Source organism: Gammaproteobacteria bacterium (assembly GCA_013003425.1).
GTDB lineage: Bacteria > Pseudomonadota > Gammaproteobacteria > Steroidobacterales > JABDKV01 > JABDJB01.
On the sequence record JABDJB010000029.1, the window covers coordinates 38,248 to 52,741 of the forward strand.

The window sequence follows — 14,494 nt, forward strand, 5'->3', positions numbered from 1 at the left end:
AACCCGACGTTTAACCGTTGACATAACTTTTATGTTTGACATAAACGACCTATTTACATAACAGCTGTTTTGACGCGAACCAGCATCCCTGTTTTGTGCACCAGGCACTATAAATACTGCGCGCTCGCTGCGACGATGCTGCGTTAGTACGCAACCGGTGTTTGTTTACTCTGACCGTCATGCTCCGCTCTGGATATTTAAAGCGATTATTTGCGATTCTGCTTGTGCAATGCGTGCTGGCCGGCTGTGGTGCGCCGGACCAGTCACAGGCATTTGACGCTGCCCGCGCGGCACTCGCTGCAGGGGACACCCGCACCGCACTCATTCACGTACACAACCTGCTGCGTAGTGACCCGGACCATATTGAAGGACGCCTGCTGCGCGCCGAAATTTCGCTGGCGATGGACGACGGCGCGCTGGCCGAGAAGGACCTGCAGCGCGTGCTGGATCTCGGCGTTTCATCAGACGATATCGTGATACGGCTTGGCGAGGCGATGCTGTTGCAAAACGCTTTCGGCCACCTGATCGCCGACATTCACACCGGCGCGACAAATGATGACTCAACCCGTGCGCGCATACTGCTGCTGCGGGGCGATGCGTATCTCGGCCTCGAACGCCTGGACAGCGCCGAACAGGCTTTTCGTGACGTCGCCGACATGGATCCTGGCTCGCCGCACGCGTTGGCCGGGCTGGGCCGCGTTGCATTTTCTCGTGGTCATCCGGACCTGGCCCTGGGGTTTTTATCGCGGGCACGAGCGATGGCGCCGGGCGACGTGGACATCCTGCGTGCCTACGCTCGCTTTCACCTTGAAGCCGGCAACCTCGACACTGCGAAGGAGGCATTCAACGAGGCATTAGCGGCGCGACCGGAAGGCCGGCTCGGGCAGCAGAATTTCGCCACACTCAGCGGGCTGTTTGAAACTCATATGCGCCTCGGCGAGGTCGATGCAGCAGGCGAACTGGCCGAACAGGCACTGGCCGGTTCACCGGGGCATCCCCTGGCGCATTACCTGATGGGCGAACATGCCGTGCGCACTGGCAACCCGCTCCAGGCGGCAGAACACCTGCAGCGCACCCTGTCGGCATTGCCGTATCACCTCGGCGCGCTGTCGCAACTTGGACTGTTATCACTGGAACAGCAAAGGTTCGACCTGGCTGAATCGTACCTGCGTCAGGCCCTGGCGCTGGATGAAGACAATGCCAATTTGCGCATGCAGCTGGCGCGAACACTGCTGGCGCAACGCGAAGGCGACACCGCACTGGAAATACTTGCGCCGATTACCCGGGATGCGAGCGAGTCTCCGGAAATGCAGGCATTGCTGGGTGGTGCTACCCGCCTGTCGCACAAACACTCCGGATGGCTCGACTACTTCGAACAGGCCGCGGCGTCGGACCCGGACAACACCTACTGGCAGCTGGAACTGGCCCGGGCCTATCTTGCTGCCGGCGAGCCTGACGAGGGCCTGGCTGTGCTGGCAACCATCCCGCGTTCAGTCGACATCGCCGACCCGCTGGACCGACTGCTGCTGGAGGCACACCGTCGCAGGGGCGATTTCCAGGCGGCGCTGGCGGCCGGCGTCGCGCTGCACAAACGCGACCCCGACAACAGCAGTCTGGAACTGTTGATTGGTGAAATACATCTCGATGCCGGCAACCAGGCTGCCGCACGCAGCGTCATGGAACAGGTGATGGATTCCGGCCCCGCGGACGCCGAGACTCTGTTGTTTGCCGGGCAAGTGGAGCTTCGCAGCGGCGCCCATGATGCCGCGGAGCGCTATTTTCAAAGTGCCCATTCATTGCAGCCAGACAACCTGAAAGCAATTACCTCGCTGGCAGTTCTCGCGAGGCGTCAGGGAAACGTTGGACAGGCCATCAACATCTTTGAAGGTGCGCGTGAAACCAACCCGGGCTCGCTGCTGCCGCTGGTTGGTCTGGTGTCGCTGTACCTGCAGCAGGATAATGTTCAACGTGCCTACGAAACAGCGCAACAGGCGGTCCAACTTCATACCGATGACCCGCGCGCACTACTGGCGCTGGGCGCAACGCAAATGCGGCGTGAAGAATATCGCGACGCAATTGCGACCCTCGAGGACGCCTCGATACATGCCCGCGATGCTGCCCTGATACATGCCGCCCTGGCGCACGCGTTCCGCGCGGCGGATCGCGAACGCGATGCGCTGTTTTCCATGCAGCGTGCAATCAGGCTGGCACCGCACAAGATTGAGTATGCCGTTGTAGCAATTGAACTGAGCCTCACTCTCAAGAAATACGATGATGCAGAACAGCTTGCGCGGCAGGTTATTGCGGCCAACCCGGAAAGTGCAGAAGGGCATCGGCTGCTCGGCGAAACCCTGATGGCGCAAGGCAAATTTGTCGTTGCAGCGCAGGCTTTCGCCGCTGCTGCAACAGCTGATCCGAGCGAAGCAAATACAATCCGCCAGTTTCGCGCACTGGCCCGCGCAGGATCCGGCGATGCGGAAAGAGTCTTGCGCGATCGGCTGGAAGCCCACTCCGGCGACTGGCGGGTGCGGCAGGCACTGGCTGGCCTGCTCCACCGTAAAGGCGCATATGTCGAAGCCATCGAGCATTACCAGCAGATACTTCAGTTGGCCCCCGATAACGCAATGGTTATGAACAACCTGGCCGTGCTGTACAAACTGACTGATGACGAACGGGCGCTGGAGATGGCGCAACGGGCCCATGACCACAGCCCGCACATCGGCAATTTCACCGATACGCTGGGCTGGCTGCTGGTGCAAAACGGCCAGACCACGCGCGGCAATGCGTTGCTGCGCAAGGCCGTACAACAGCTACCCACTGCCCCGGAAATTCGCTATCACCTCGCTGCCGGACTGGCGCAAAGCGGGGAAGTGGATGAAGCCCGTGTGCTGCTCAGCTCCCTGGTCGCATCCGAACAGCCCTTCGATGAGATCACCGAGGCCCGCTCACTGCTGGAGCAGATCGGCCAGTAGCCATTGGCTTTTTCGCGATCGCTGAAAAATAAGTAGACTGTTCCCTGCAGCCTTTGCGGAGACAGGGAAATGGCATTGAAACAACAGCCGGTAGTCCGGCAGCAGATGCTTATTCGCAAGCCCGTCAGCGAGGTCTACGAAGCCTTCGTTGACCCGGCAATTACGACGAAGTTCTGGTTTACCAGGAGCAGCGGCCGGCTCGAGCCGGGTGCCAATGTCACCTGGGAATGGGAGATGTATGGAGCCGTCGCGCCGGTCAGCGTGAAAGCGATGGAGACCAACGCGCGCATACTGATCGAATGGCATGATCCAGCCCACCCTGTCGAGTTCAGTTTTGACGGACGTGACGACGGCACGACGCTGGTCGCAATTAATGTCAGTGGCTTTCACGGCGACGACGAAGCGGTGGTGCCGATGGCAATGGACTCGATGGGCGGTTTTACCTTCCTGCTGGCGGCGGCAAAGGCCTGGCTCGAGCACGGCATTGAATTGAACGTGGTCGCAGACCATCACCCTGATGCACATGTGACCTAAGCCAGCCGCGATCAAACCCCGCGCAATCCGAAACCCGCCAACCCCGCGCGATCCGGAACCCTCCTGTAGGAGCGGCGTTAGCCGCGAACAAACCCCGCGTGCTGCATCATCAACAATCGTCGAACCGGCCCGGTCGGTTTGACTCCTTCTACCCTGCCAACCCACCATCAGCCGCGACGCTGCTGATTGCTGCGTCGAAGCATGGTCCCGGGCAATTCGCGGCTAAAGCCGCTCCCACGAGACATCGTCGCGAGGTGTCGCGGCTGGAAGCCGCTCCCACAGAGCCGCTCCCACAAAGCCGCTGCTACAGGGAGTTGAGGAACGCGATGAGCGCGTCTTTTTCGCTCTGGCTCAAGCCCTCAAATGCTTGTTTTGACGCTTCGGCTTCACCACCGTGCCACAGGATAGCCTCGGTAAGATTTCTGGCCCGACCATCGTGCAGATAGGCTTCGCCGCCACTGACACCGGCGGTCAGGCCGATACCCCACAGCGGCGCGGTGCGCCACTCGGCGCCGGATGCATCGCCTTCCGCCAGTGTTGCAGCCAGCCCGGGACCCATGTCGTGCAACAGCAGGTCCGTGTACGGATGAATGGTCTGGTCACGCAGTTCGGCGTGCGGGTGATACGGTGAGGTTTGCAGGTTGGCGGCATGGCATGCGGCACAACCGCTGCTGTTGAACAATGCCTCACCCTGCAATGCCTGCGTATCATCCAGGTCACGCCGCGCACTGACACCGAGCAGCGCTATATAGGCCGTTAGTTTTTCCAGGTACTCGTCTGCAAGTTCGCCGCCGGCCGGGCCGCAACCGCTTTGTGCTGAGCCACAGTCCGGGCTCGGCAGCAGCGACGTCATGACGCCGACATCGGTATTCAGCGCCGCGGCCACCTGGTGCTTCAATTTCGCCTGGCTTGCCTTCCAGCCAAAGCGGCCCAGCCGGGTCTGCCCGTTCTCAGGATCCGTTACCAGGTGCATGCGACCGGAAATTCCGTCGCCGTTGACATCATCCGGGTCAGCCATGGCTTCGATTTCGGTCTCCGGAATCGATTCCAGCAGGCCCAATCCAACGAGCTGCGGCGCGATGCGTGCGGAGAAATTGACTGGCGTGCCCGGCGTGAATGCGAAATTTGGCGAACGCAGGCCGTTGCTTTCGGTCCAGCTGGCAATAGTCACGCTGCCCTCGGGGCTGCCGCTAGTCGACAAAGGTTGCAGTACGGCGCCGGTGAGCGGGTCCGGGTTGCCGCTGTCATCGCCGGTTCGAACCACGTACTGCCGCAACGGCTGGTTTATCGCCGGTGGCAGTGCGCGACCGTTCTTCGCGTGGCAGGACACACACGAACGGTTGATGTAGTTGGTGCCGAGTAGTCCGGCCAGTTCGATAAAGCCGTCATTCTCCGGCGCTTCGTTGTGGGACCCATCACCAAAATCCGTGTGGTGCACGCGCCGGCCCTCGACGAAAACCTGGCCGTTAATGTTCGACAGGTTGGTCGGCATCTGCAGGAAATGATTGTCGGGCTCATCTGAATACTGATAGTTCAGCGTCGTGTCGCCACCGATCATTCCTGCCAGAGGCATGGGAAATGAATTCTGCGCTGCTCCCTGCGCCTCCCAGGGCACCACACCCTGGCCGACAATATAGAGGATGGCCGTGCCATAGTAATTGTCGCGCCCGTTCGGCGTTCCGGTCAGAAATTGACTGAGCTCGAACTCCATTCGATCGCCCACCTGCAAGGCTGAGCCCGTCAACGGGTTGAAGCCTGCGCTGCGGGTGTAGTGCCTGCGTGTTTCTCCCGGCACGTCGAGCTCGGGCACGGCACTCATGATGCCGTTGTCGGCGTACACGGCGGCTTGCAGGTGGAAAAAGCGCAACTCAGCTTCTGTGGGACTAAGTGGCCACTCGGTTGTGACATTAAAGGTAACGGTGTTGCCACCCCTGCCGACACTGTCAACAATTTCTATTTCGGCCGTGCGATGCTCCCAGTAAAACGACAGGTAGTGGTCGTAAGCCTGGAACTGCGCCTCGCGGGCATGCCGATCGCGCGCACGGTCAGCCAGGCGCGTTATCAGAGCGGCAGGTGTGTCTTCCTGCAGCTCCGGCTCGAGCAATGTGGTTTCATCAAACAGCGGCAGAAACTGCTGGATGTATTCGACCAGCCACCAGACGCCGCCCAACCCCTGGCCATTGATATCGCCGGGGGCGGTATCGCCGGAATAGAAATACAGCGGCCTGCCTTCGAACGCAGCCTGGGATGTGCCGTCGCCACGTGTAATGGTCGACAGGCCGGGTACTCCGGACGCGGATCCATCAGCGACCAGCAGCGGCGGCCAGGTCGTCGCGCAGCCGCCGTTGCAGGTACTGCCGCCCGTACCCAGATCATTATCCAACACATAAAGTGCATAGCCGGGAAAGGCGGAGCCGGTGCCGCCGGTCAGTATGCCGTCGACTACTGCGACCTCATTCATGTTTACCACGATTTCGCAGCCGCTTGAATCGACCGTCGCACCCGGTGGTGAGCCCGGGCACAGGTCTACGGAATCAACCACCCCGTCGTCATCGACATCGACATCTATCTCGATGCCGGCGCCCGCGTCACCGAATACATCCATCTCCCAGATCGAATAGCCATAGATGTTACCCGGGCTACGGCTCAGACCATTCATACGCAGGTAACGATAGGTGCCGTTGATGTCGACGATGTCGGTGCGATCACCAAACTGACCGCCGGTCTGGGTAGACAGCGTATCCCACGACACGTTGTCGTTGGAGCCTTCAATATTGTAAGTGCCGGCGTTGGCTGCTTCCCAGAAAATCTCAACACGCGTCAATGGATAGCTTTGCGCCAGGTCGAGAACCAGGATGCCGGGATCAAGTCCATGTACCGTTTCCCAGCGCGTAAACATGTTTCCGTCTACCGCCAGGCTGGCCGGCTGCAGTTCCGAGTTTGAAGTTGCTGTCGCTGCCAGTTCGGTCGCGCTGTTGCAGGCCGTGAACCAGCCGCTGGGGCCGGGCGTGCCAAGGAACAACCCGCGCATGATGGCAAGGTCGGCCAGCGAAACGGAACCATCGCCATCCAGATCGGCTTCCGCGTTACCGGTCAAAAATACCGACCGCATAAAACCCAGGTCCTGCAGGTCAACTACGCAGTCATTGTTGAAGTCGGCGTCGCAGGCGTTACCGATATTGTCGCCGTCGCTGTCCTGCTGAGCGGCATTGGCCACCAGCAGGCAATTGTCACCGGCGTCGCTGACGCCGTCGCTGTCGCTGTCGGCTGCATTTGCTGTCGTCATGACCATTGTCAGCAGGGCGGCCAGAACTGGTGGCATTAGTCGCTCGTTCATCAGAGTCTCTTCGTTTCGCTACTCGAGCGCGCTATATTACGCAAAAGTGACAGCGCTGTCATTTTGTTCGCTTTTCCCTGTTTCTGTGGCTATAGCCTCGCCCTGCCCTGCTCAAACGTCCCGCAAAGACCGCGTCGCCGCGGGGCGGGTTTGTGCTGCGAGCATTGTTCAAAAGCTGACGGACCGGCGCGATGTTTTCGTCATCGCGACTCACGACATTCGTGCGTGCGGGGAGTCCTGATGCCGATGTGAATTGAGCCGGGCTTATTCTTTTTGTGTGGCCGAAAAAAAAGAAACAGTCGTCGTCAGATATTGGGGCTGGCGCGGGTTATCTCAAGCTCATCTGAAATTCTGAGCATAAGTGCTTGCCCTCATTAGCGACCCAAAGCAGCAGCGCATACTGACTGGTGTGGAAGCACATTTTTGGAGGTTATAGAAAGGAGGCATATCATGAAAACACAAAATGTCTTGAACCACAGCCCAGGCAGCCTGGGCCGCAGATGTGCGCAGAGGGCTGCATTGATACTTTGTGCAGCCGCGCTTGTAGCGCTACCGGGCATGGCAGTTGCGAAATCAGTCTATCTGATCGCTGATATCAACAGCAGCCCCACCCCGATAGAAACCTACAACATCAACCCGGACGGCACGATTACCTTCCAGGCAACCGCGAATGTTCCGGCACTGGCTGGCGGCGCCGTTGGTATCGCGCTTGATTCGGTGTCAGAAACCCTGTTCATTACTTACGAGGTTTCGAATGTCATTCAGCTGGTTGACGCCAGGACTTTCGAAGTATTGAGCCAGGCCACGGCACCCGGTGCATCCAACCTGGCCGGCATTGCTTATGACGAGGAATTCGAGCTCGTTTACACGATAGATCGCAATACGCCGACACTGTACGTCTATGAATGGGATGCGCTGAATACCACCCTGGCGCTCGCTGCCGGTTTCCCGATCGATCTGCCGGAAGCGGTCGCGCTATATGGCATCGCGCTCGATGAAATCAATGACCTCCTTTACGTGGCAGACCCCTTTGCCAGCACACCGGCAAACAGGGGGCCCGCTGGCGGATTGGTGCATTACTACGATACGGCAACCTTCTCCAAGCAAGGCGATTTCATGCCAGCCCATCAACCGGTTGGAATCGCAGTAGATCCTCTGCGCGGGTTCGTCTACACCGGATCGATATTCGGCTCTGACTTGCTGACCAAGTACGATGTCAACACCGATACTGAAGTCACGCAGAGCGTAAGCGACACCGGTGACGGCGTCGTAGGTCTGGCAGTTGATGCGGCAACCGGGCTGGTTTTCGCCAGTCGTGGTACCAGTTCTGCTACCGACGACCTGACCGTGTGGAATACCAGCAGCGAACCATTCGTATTGCTGGACGAGACCGACGCGCGCGGTGACGTGACCGGCGTCGTTATACCCTTCGGTGAAGTGTCGTTTAACCCGCTCAACCTGAGCAAGGATGACGGCTTGGACGAAGCGGCAGGCGACTGCATCGTGATGAGCGGAAATGTCAGCTATGACGTCTGCTTCGACAATGCCAACGGGTTCGATGCGACCAACGTCATGATCGCCGATGAGTTTCCGGCTGATGCTATCTTTGTGTCGGCAACGGACGGCGGCACTGAGGTCTCGACCGGTCGCGTTGAATGGGCAATCACGACTCTTGCGGCTGGCTCTGCGGAACAGTGCTATCAGTTAACGTTGCAGTTGACCGGTGAGCCGCTTTCGATGATAACCAACAGCGTCACCATAGAAAGCGACCAGACACCGCCGACAACTACCAGTGATGACACGAACGTCTGCGAGACGCCGCCTGTTACCTTTGTCGACTTGATTATCGAAGGTGAAGGTGAGGGCGGAGGCAGCCTCGGGCTTATCGAGCTACTGGCATTGATGACCACCGGCCTGACAAGCCTGATTCGACGCGTCGGACGCACAGCGAAGGCGCCGGGGATCCTTGGCGCAGCCATGATGGCGGCGCTACTGGTCATAATGATTCATCCGGCAGAGGCACAGAGCGGTGACTGGTATGCCGGCGCGAGTTTTGGCTGGTCCGATGGCGATTTTGATGCCGGCGACCTTAGCGCTGGCATGGCCGCGAAGGGCTGGACTATCAATATGGTCGATACAGACCATACCGATACCGGCATGAAACTGTTCGGTGGTTACAACTTCACGCCCAACTGGGCGGTGGAAGTTGCCTGGGTCGATCTCGGCGAGATCGAATCACGATTCGGCACCACCGTTGAAGACTCTGAAGTCAGCATGGTCGTTGCTGATACGGCAATGGTGCATGGATACCTGGCGGAAGGTCTCGCCATCAGTGGTGTTGGGCGCTACCCGCTGAACGATAAAGGCTCGGTTTTTGCCAAAATCGGCTTCTTCTCCTGGGATGCCGATGCTGAAGCCAAGTTAATCAGCGGCGGCACCGGCAGCGCTGAAGTCAGCGACGATGGCACCGACATCACCTGGGGTGTAGGCGCCAGCTATGAGATCGCGCCAAACTGGTCGGTTCGTGGTGAATACGAAAGTTTCGCCATGTCCCGCAACGATGCAACGCTCTTTTCAATTGGCGTTGAGTTTGGTTTCTGACCGAATGACTGCAAGTGGTTTAGAAGCCCCGCAAAAGCGGGGCTTCTTTTATCGTTGTCGTGAGCGGGCCTGCGGGGCGCTGCTGCGCAGCAGCATAGGCAACTAATAACCATACTGGAGGCGCCAACAGGACAACTTCCGCTGTCAGGTATACTGGCGAAAGCCTTATTTTCGAGGGGGCCCGCCGTGTACCGTTACCTGACACTTGTAGTCTGGGTGTTGCTGCTGGCCGCGCCGGCTGCCGCGCGCATTGATCCGCCTGAGCTGCCCGGACCCTGGGCAGTCGGCCGCGTAACCGAAACCGTCGTCGACAAGATGCGTAATCGCGAGTTGACCGTTGATGTCTGGTACCCGGTGGACGCTGCTGACGCCACCGGCACGCTGTCGGAATACAACCTGGTTTTCGCTTCGCTGGCGTCGAACATCGCAATTGATTCTCCGCCCGTGTCGGTTGCCGGCACCCGGCCACTGGTGATTTTTTCGCACGGCTCGTTTGGCATTCGCTACCAGTCATTCTTTTTGATGGAGCACCTGGCAAGCCATGGCTTTATCGTGGTTTCACCCGATCATGCCGGCAATACCGCGGCCGACCTGGTTTTCGGCACCGAGGCGCCGTTCGAACAGATTGTTGTCGACAGGCCGCTCGATGTCATTTTCCTGATTGACTGGATGCTGACGCGCAACGCCTCGCCGGCTGATCGTTTTGACGGGCGCCTGGACCCGCAGCAGATCGCGGTTATGGGCCATTCTTTTGGCGGTTATACTGCCATTGCGGCCGCCGCAGGCACTGCAGTGACGCCCGCCGATCCTCGCGTGCGCGTCATCGCGCCGATCGCACCGGCTTCCGGCCTGTTGTCGGACGATGAGCTCGCCGGTATCTCGATACCCGCTCTGATCCTGGGCGGGACGGCCGATATCACGACGCCGGTCGAACCGCAGAGCGCGCGACCCTTCGAGCTGTTTGAAGGGCTGCGCTACCGCGTGGATATCGTTGACGGCGGACACCAGTCGTTCACCAACATCTGTGTTTTTGCTGAAGTGCTGGTTGGCGCGGGCGTGCCGCCGTCGTTGATTGACTTTTTACTGGGTAATTCCGCGGAAGGCTGTGCGCCTGAACTGATCCCGATTGCTCAGGCGCATGCGCTGACCAATCTGTACGCCACGGCTTTTCTAAAGCGCGAGTTGCTGCGTGACGGCCGTTACCAACGCTACCTGAACCGTGGTTATGCGCAGAGCAACAGGCTGCCGGTATTATTCCGGCGGAAGAAGAACTGACGTTCGCGGCAAAATGCATCAAGGAACAATCGTTGAAGCGGCCTGGCCGGTTCGACTCTTTTCACCGCCAACCCACCATCAACTGCGACGCTGACCGCGTTGACGAAAGATGATTGCACTCCATTCGCGGCTAAAGCCGCTCCTACGGGAACCCATCGCGAGTAGTCGCGGCTGGAAGCCGCTCCCACAGAGCCGCTCCTACACAGGTCGCAAGTAGTCGCGGCTGGAAGCCGCTCCCACAAAGCCGCTCCCACACAGGTCGCAAGTAGTCGCGGCTGGAAGCCGCTCCCACTTAGCGGCGACGCATCCAGCCAAGCAGGCCGAGGGCCGATGCAAACAGCCAGGCTGCCGCAGGAATCGGCACTACCGAAAACGCTCTCACGTTCGACAAGTCCGAAATATTGCCGCCTTCGTTGAGGAAATCGGCGAGGGTGTAGGGACGCGCATCCGGATTACAGATACCGGCCGGGCAGATAACCGACGAATAATCCGGTGTCCACATCGTGATGTCGCTGGACCAGTCACCGCTCGTCCCGGTTACTCTGCCGAGAATGAAATAGCCATTGGCTTTGAAGGCCAGGTGCGTTATCGAACTATCGGAGATCGACCACGTTCCGGAATTCGTATTGTAGTCATTATCGGCCGAGCCATCCATGCCGTTTATGGTGTAGCCGCTCGTCACCTGGACCACCGAGTCGAGACCTACGCCCAGGATCAAAGCGACGTTGGCAACGGTCGCGTTGCCGGCGCTAAAACATTCGGCGTCTTCTTCGCCGGTCGGGCAGCCACCGACAAAAGTGAGGTTGGTCACGGCGGCCGATACCGGGCCACTTATCAATGCAGCTGCGATAGCTACGCCGGCTAAAGTCCTGAGGTTCATGTCTGGGTACTCTCTGTCTGTTCATTATTTGGCGCGCAGGTCACTTTTGCGACTGATCGCCTTATGTCGGATCAGTATCCCTTAAATGGCTGTGTCACGAAATGGGACGTACTGTCCCATATGTAGCAACTAATTGATATTTCTGCGACTTGCCGGGCTCTCCTTACCGGTGACGCAGCAGCCGGCGGCGCGCCGGCAGCCCGAACAGCTCGATAAAACGGCCGAATATGGCCTGCCCCAGCTCGTGAGAGTCGGCGATATGCTGCACTGTCGCGCGGCGGATTTCGTCGGGGTCAATCAGCCCGCGCAGGTCTGCGAGCTCTTCCCGATGCACCGGCACCTCGAGCCAGCGCTCAATGAGCGGCTGGTCAACTTCCAGATGAAACTGGAAGCCATAGGTTCTGTCGCCCAGGCGAAACGCCTGGTTGGCGCACAGCGGTGATGATGCGAGGTGTACCGCATCGGCAGGCAACTCCGCCGTATCCGCATGCCACTGGAAAATCTGTCGTTCCATGGTCAACGGCGCCAGGACCGGGTCCGCCGCAGCCTCGGCGGTGGGCGCGACTTCATACCAGCCTATTTCGGGCGCGGGCGCGGGAGTGACTGTCGCACCGCTGGCGCGAGCAATCAGCTGGGCACCGAGGCAGATGCCGAGCACCGGTATGCCGCAGTCCATTGCCCGGCGTATGGCCCTTATCTCAAATTCCAGGTGGGGAAACTGCTCGTGCTGGTCAACGTTCATTGGCCCGCCGAGCACAATGAGGCCGTTGTATTTTTCTACGTCCGGCTGTGCATGGGGCGTGCGCGCGAAATTGACGTAGCGAATACGAAAACCACGGTCCTTCAGCATCGGGTGAAAGATGCCGAGGATCTCGAACGGTACGTGCTGGAATACCAGGAGGCGACGCATAGGCTCACGATAGCGCCGCCGGCTGCGACGCTCAAACCCTGCCGGCTGCCTTCTGCGCTGGCGATCCGCTGCTGGCATGCTCGAATGCAGGGAAACCATCGCAGAGGCAAGTATTTGCAGCCTTGTGTCGGCGCTTTCGTCCGCTGCCGCCGAAGCGGGCGGCAAAGTGGTTACACTATATCTCCGACGACTGGGAGCTCACGCCGATGCTGCTGAATCCGCACCAACACAACCGCCATTATCCCGACGAGATCTCGGCAGAGATCATGCGCAAGACCATCGAATTTTTCGAGAACAAGGGCCGGCGGCGCATCAAGGAAGACGACCACGAACGCGTGTGGTACGCCGATTTCATCGAGTTTGCCGGTCGTGAACAGCTGTTTGCAAAGCTGATGACACCAGGCCGTTACGCCAACGGCAGGGAAGGCGTTCGCTGGGACAGCTGGCGTAACTGTGAGTTTAACGAGATTCTCGGCTTTTATGGCCTGGCGTACTGGTACACCTGGCAGGTCAGCATGCTCGGGCTGGGACCAATATGGATTTCAGATAACGAGGCGGTAAAGAAAAAGACCGTTCAGCTGTTGCGTGACGGCCACGTATTCGCATTCGGCCTGTCGGAGCAGGAGCACGGTGCCGATATTTATTCATCGGAGATGAAACTGGTCCCGCAGGACGACGGCAGCTACCTGGCGCGCGGCCGAAAATACTACATCGGCAATGCCAACGCGGCCGGCCTGGTGTCAACATTCGGCAAGATCGACGGCACCGACGATTACGTTTTCTTTGTCGTCGACCCGCGCCATGAAAAATACGAATGCGTGCAAAACGTGTGCAATTCGCAGAACTACGTGGCGGAGTTCGCGCTGCATAACTACCCCATCACCGAGGCAGACATCCTGTCGCGTGGCCAGGAAGCCTGGGATGCGTCGCTCAATACAATCAATTTCTGCAAGTACAACCTCGGCTGGGCGTCGATCGGCATCAGCACCCATGCATTTTACGAAGCCATCGACCACGCGGCTGGCCGCCATCTGTTCAACAGCCAGGTCACTGACTTCCCGCACGTGCGTCAGCTGTTTGTCGATGGCTATGCGCGGCTGGTAGCAATGAAGCTGTTTGCGCTGCGTGCCTCGGACTACATGCGCGCAGCGTCGCCGGATGACCGCCGCTACCTGCTTTACAACCCGATGGTGAAAATGAAGGTGACAACGCAGGGCGAAGACGTAATAGATCATCTGTGGGACGTCATCGCTGCCAAGGGTTTCGAAAGAAACATGTACTTCGAGATGGCAGCACGCGACATTCGCGCCCTGCCAAAACTGGAAGGCACCGTGCATGTCAATATGGCGCTGATCATAAAGTTCATGGCCAACTACTTTTTCAAGCCGGGCGAGTTTCCCGAAGTGGGTCAGCGTGACGAGCCGGTGGACGACGAGTTCCTGTTCAACCAGGGGCCAACGCGCGGACTAGGCAAGATTCGCTTTCATGACTACCGCAAGACTTACGCCAGCGTCAGTCTGCCGAATGTCGATGTGTTCAAAAAGCAGATTCGCTACCTGAAAACCCTGCTGGCTGTGGCACGGCCGGACAAACAGCAGGCAAAGGACATCGACTTCCTGCTCAACCTGGGCGAGCTGTTCACCCTTGTTGTATATGGCCAGCTGATCATCGAGAACGCGGCGATATACGGCATTGATGACGAAGTGCTCGACCAGATCTTTGACGTGATGGTGCGCGACTTCTCCCGCTACGCGCTGCAGCTATACGGCAAACCGGAAACGACACGGCGGCAGCAAATGCTGCTGCGGCGAATGATCCGCCGCCCGGCCGTCGACCAGGCGCGTTTCAACCATGTCTGGGAAAAGCACGTATTCCCGCTGCATGGCACCTACCAGATGAATGAAGAGCCACGCGGTCCGGGCGAGGTACCGCTGGCCGCTACAGCCAAGGGCTGATATCGGAGGGACAGTGCATGTATATCGGTA

8 protein-coding genes are annotated in these 14,494 nt (G+C 59.0%); 5 read left to right on the forward strand and 3 right to left on the reverse strand.

Annotated features, from left to right (window positions below; genetic code table 11):
- Positions 1 to 233 precede the first annotated feature (233 nt).
- Positions 234 to 2,972 carry a PEP-CTERM system TPR-repeat protein PrsT gene (prsT, locus tag HKN06_04785; GenBank protein ID NNF60632.1) on the forward strand — a complete coding sequence of 913 codons (2,739 nt, stop codon included), beginning with the start codon at positions 234 to 236 and terminating at the stop codon, positions 2,970 to 2,972.
- Between the two features lie 105 nt (positions 2,973 to 3,077).
- Positions 3,078 to 3,506 carry a polyketide cyclase gene (locus HKN06_04790; protein ID NNF60633.1) on the forward strand — a complete coding sequence of 143 codons (429 nt, stop codon included), beginning with the start codon at positions 3,078 to 3,080 and terminating at the stop codon, positions 3,504 to 3,506.
- Positions 3,507 to 3,810: 304 nt separating this feature from the next.
- Here HKN06_04790 and HKN06_04795 read toward each other — a convergent pair whose 3' ends face one another.
- Positions 3,811 to 6,843, reverse strand: coding sequence for a c-type cytochrome (locus HKN06_04795; protein NNF60634.1), 3,033 nt, complete (start codon positions 6,841 to 6,843; stop codon positions 3,811 to 3,813).
- Between the two features lie 558 nt (positions 6,844 to 7,401).
- Here HKN06_04795 and HKN06_04800 point away from each other — a divergent pair.
- Both HKN06_04800 and HKN06_04805 read left to right on the forward strand, forming a co-directional pair.
- A complete protein-coding gene (locus tag HKN06_04800; GenBank protein ID NNF60635.1) occupies positions 7,402 to 9,444 on the forward strand; it encodes an outer membrane beta-barrel protein in 2,043 nt (680 codons plus the stop codon).
- Between the two features lie 186 nt (positions 9,445 to 9,630).
- Positions 9,631 to 10,719, forward strand: coding sequence for a hypothetical protein (locus tag HKN06_04805; GenBank protein ID NNF60636.1), 1,089 nt, complete (start codon positions 9,631 to 9,633; stop codon positions 10,717 to 10,719).
- Between the two features lie 292 nt (positions 10,720 to 11,011).
- Here the strand turns inward: HKN06_04805 and HKN06_04810 are convergent, their stop codons facing one another.
- Both HKN06_04810 and HKN06_04815 read right to left on the reverse strand, forming a co-directional pair.
- Positions 11,012 to 11,599 carry a hypothetical protein gene (locus HKN06_04810; GenBank protein NNF60637.1) on the reverse strand — a complete coding sequence of 196 codons (588 nt, stop codon included), beginning with the start codon at positions 11,597 to 11,599 and terminating at the stop codon, positions 11,012 to 11,014.
- A gap of 163 nt (positions 11,600 to 11,762) precedes the next feature.
- The gene (locus HKN06_04815) at positions 11,763 to 12,509 is read right to left on the reverse strand and encodes a C26 family cysteine hydrolase domain-containing family (GenBank protein NNF60638.1); all 747 of its coding nucleotides are present in this window, start codon (positions 12,507 to 12,509) and stop codon (positions 11,763 to 11,765) included.
- Between the two features lie 206 nt (positions 12,510 to 12,715).
- Here HKN06_04815 and HKN06_04820 point away from each other — a divergent pair, with 206 nt between their 5' ends.
- Positions 12,716 to 14,464, forward strand: a complete 1,749-nt coding sequence (locus HKN06_04820) for an acyl-CoA dehydrogenase (protein ID NNF60639.1) — start codon at positions 12,716 to 12,718, stop codon at positions 14,462 to 14,464.
- Positions 14,465 to 14,494: the final 30 nt, after the last annotated feature.